Source organism: Coxiella-like endosymbiont of Rhipicephalus sanguineus, from assembly GCF_018687865.1.
Genome location: NZ_NIQB01000075.1, coordinates 1 through 2,866 on the forward strand (window position 1 = coordinate 1; position 2,866 = coordinate 2,866).

A 2,866-nucleotide genomic window follows, 5' to 3' on the forward strand; every position below is an offset into this window, starting at 1 on the left:
TTTTTTAGACATTCAGTTAACCGATATGAATGGCATCGAAGTTTGTAAAATCATTCCATGGAAGTCGTAGCGCACATCGATTATCGCATTAACGTCGAAAAACGGCCCAATTAAACAACGGTGCTTCGCGGCTGGTATGAATGATTTTATTTCTAAACCAACCAATAAAGAAATATTAAAGCAAGCGCTTTCTTTTTGAATACCAAATTATTTAGCTTAATTTACAAAGAATTTCAGCCGGGTAACTTTTGGAGCTCAGGCGAATTTGGATAATTAATTTTTAATAACTGATAGCTGGAATCCGCCATTTTTGGGAGATCTAACGCACGGTAAGCTTGGACCATAATCGCCAAGCCTTTGATCACCTCTGGCGAACCTTGAAAATGTTGCACTACGTACGTAGCGCGATTAGCAGCTGCGACATAAGCGTGGCGTTTCAGATAAAATTGGGCAATCATAATTTCGCGTTGGGCTATTAAATTACGAATATATTTCATACGTGTCAACGCATCGGGAACATAAGGGCTTTGGGGAAACGTATCTACGAGCGTAGCGAAAGCTCTATAAGATTGTTGCAAAGTACTTATATCGCGAGACGCAGGATTTACGCCCGCTATTTTTTGTACCCAAGATAATCCCAAATCAAATCCAACAATCCCTCGCATGTAATAAGCATAATCCACATGACGGCCTTGGGGATATAATCGAATATAACGATCGGCTGCAACGATAGCTGAAGGAATATCTCCATTTTTATAATAAACGTAAATAATATCGAGCTGAGCCTGTTGGGCATGAGGACCAAACGGATAAATGGCATCCAACGCTTCAAAATTTTTGACAGCTTCTGAATAATTTTTTTTCGCCAGAGCTTTTTCACCAGCCGTAAATAATTTGATCGAGGTTTCCCCACGATACACTTGGTAAGGATCAACGTCTTTTCCTGCACAACTCGTTAAAATGCAGAGATAAAGAAAAGTAAGAATAAAAAATAACTTTTTCATGAGTCCTTTTTCTTGTGCTAGCAATTATAAAAAACGCAGCCATTATAGGATCAAAAACACAGCCATTATAAAGTAACTCATTCTAGAACGAAACCGTGGTTTTATCGCTCATCTCATGAAGAAGGATATGAGAAAGTAGGCGAGGGTCAAGGCTTACAGAATCTGATATCATCCCTCCATGAATTCTCAAAAAATTTCTTTAGAAGGCATCGTTCCAACTGAATTAGCGGGAGTACGTCTTGACCAAGCTTTGGCTAAGTTATTTCCTGATTATTCTCGCTCCCAACTACAAAATTGGATTCAAGCCGGACATGTTCGCGTCGATGGCACTCAAAAAATGCTTACACGGGAAAAAGTAAAAGTCGATCAACTGATTGAAATAATTGAAATAACTGCGCACCTTACTCCAAGTCGATGGATTGCTCAGGCACTGCCTTTAAACATCCTTTACAAAGATGAAGCATTACTTATTATTAATAAGCCCGCAGAGCTGGTGGTCCATCCTGGGGCCGGTATTCTTAACTACACATTAATCAACGCCTTACTTCATTATGATTCCCAATTAGCTATTCTCCCTCGCGCAGGAATCATTCATCGATTGGATAAAGACACTTCAGGGCTCCTTGTAATCGCTCGTAATTTAATCTCGCATCATGCATTAACCAACGCCATGAAAGCACGAAAAATTAGTCGAGAATATGAAGCTATTGTAAAAGGTATACCTATTTCCGGTCGAACCATCAGTGCTCCAATTGGACGTCATTCGATACATCGCACTCGTATGGCCGTCCTCGACAATGGCCGAAAAGCAATCACTCATTTTCGCATTCTTCAACGCTATCGAGCACACACGCATATTCGAATTCGGTTAGAAACGGGCCGTACCCATCAAATCCGTGTCCATATGGCCCATATTCATCATCCCCTCGTCGGAGATCCCGTCTATGGCAGTCATATCGGTGTTCCCGCTTTTCTTTCCAACTCACTCAAAGCTACTCTAAAAGCTTTTCATCGTCAAGCGCTTCATGCAACCACTTTGCAGCTATCTCATCCTTTGACCCAGCAAACGATGGAGTGGCACGCTCCTCTACCCAAAGATATGCTGGATTTATTAAAATCTTTAGCACAAGACAATGCCCATGCCACCTAACTTTATCTTTCCCGATTGGCCAACACTCCCTCATATTAAAACTGCCACTACTATCCGCCAGGCAGGCAATTTAGCTCTTCATGTGGATGATAATCCGGTAATCGTCCAAGCCAACCGACAAAAATTAATCCAGTCCTTAAGAATTGCTCGCTACCCCCGTGTGGCTTAACCAAATCCACAGCAACCAAATTATTTCTCTTAATCAACTACCTACTTCCCCCTTCCACAGCCGATGCCGCTTACTGCTCTAACGGCTGATTGCTTACCAATTTTGATCACCGATAGTACTAAAGGCTGTGAAGTTGCGGCCGTTCATGTGGGTTGGCGAGGTTTAGTGGCGGGAATAATTAACTTACTTTTGCAGTGTTTGAAGCTCCACCCAATGATTTTCTGGTATGCCTCAGGCTCGCTATCGGCCCCTGGGCTTTTAAAGTTGGAGAGGAGGTTCGACAAGCTTTTCTTAACCGTCATATGGATTATCAAAAGGCCTTTACCGCCCATAAAGACGACCGCTGGTTGGCTAACATTTATCAGTTAGCCACCATCAATCTCAATCATTTAGGCGTCCACCGTATTTACGGAGGTTAGTTTTGTACCTATTTCAATCACCAGATTTTTTATTCTTAATTATCGAGAAAAAGGACAAATCGGTCGAATGGCGACGGTTATATGGATCAATATCTAAGAAAGCGGTAAACTATAGTCCATTGAA

Annotated in this window: 3 protein-coding genes and 1 pseudogene; 3 read left to right on the top strand and 1 reads right to left on the bottom strand. The window is 41.7% G+C overall.

Annotation, left to right across the window (positions count from 1 at the left end):
* Window positions 1-233: 233 nt before the first annotated feature.
* Window positions 234-1,004, bottom strand: coding sequence for an outer membrane protein assembly factor BamD (locus B1F79_RS04095; protein ID WP_251366098.1), 771 nt, complete (start codon window positions 1,002-1,004; stop codon window positions 234-236).
* A 178-nt stretch (window positions 1,005-1,182) separates the two neighbouring features.
* On the opposite strand from B1F79_RS04095, the gene rluD reads away from it, so the two are divergent.
* The 3 genes and pseudogenes from rluD (at window position 1,183) to B1F79_RS04110 (ending at window position 2,742) form a co-directional block, all read left to right on the top strand.
* Window positions 1,183-2,154, top strand: coding sequence for a 23S rRNA pseudouridine(1911/1915/1917) synthase RluD (gene rluD, locus B1F79_RS04100; protein WP_251366099.1), 972 nt, complete (start codon window positions 1,183-1,185; stop codon window positions 2,152-2,154).
* The gene (locus B1F79_RS04105; RefSeq protein ID WP_251366100.1) at window positions 2,144-2,323 is read left to right on the top strand and encodes a hypothetical protein; all 180 of its coding nucleotides are present in this window, start codon (window positions 2,144-2,146) and stop codon (window positions 2,321-2,323) included. The genes rluD and B1F79_RS04105 overlap by 11 nt, the downstream gene beginning before the upstream one ends.
* 63 nt (window positions 2,324-2,386) lie before the next feature.
* Window positions 2,387-2,742 (top strand): annotated as a pseudogene (locus B1F79_RS04110) (laccase domain-containing protein).
* Window positions 2,743-2,866: the final 124 nt, after the last annotated feature.

Bases quoted from the DNA above. Each gene is read 5' to 3' on its own strand.
- B1F79_RS04095 (WP_251366098.1), bottom strand. From the start codon at position 1,004: ATGAAAAAGTTATTTTTTATTCTTACTTTTCTTTATCTCTGCATTTTA.
- rluD (WP_251366099.1), top strand. From the start codon at position 1,183: ATGAATTCTCAAAAAATTTCTTTAGAAGGCATCGTTCCAACTGAATTA.
- B1F79_RS04105 (WP_251366100.1), top strand. From the start codon at position 2,144: ATGCCACCTAACTTTATCTTTCCCGATTGGCCAACACTCCCTCATATT.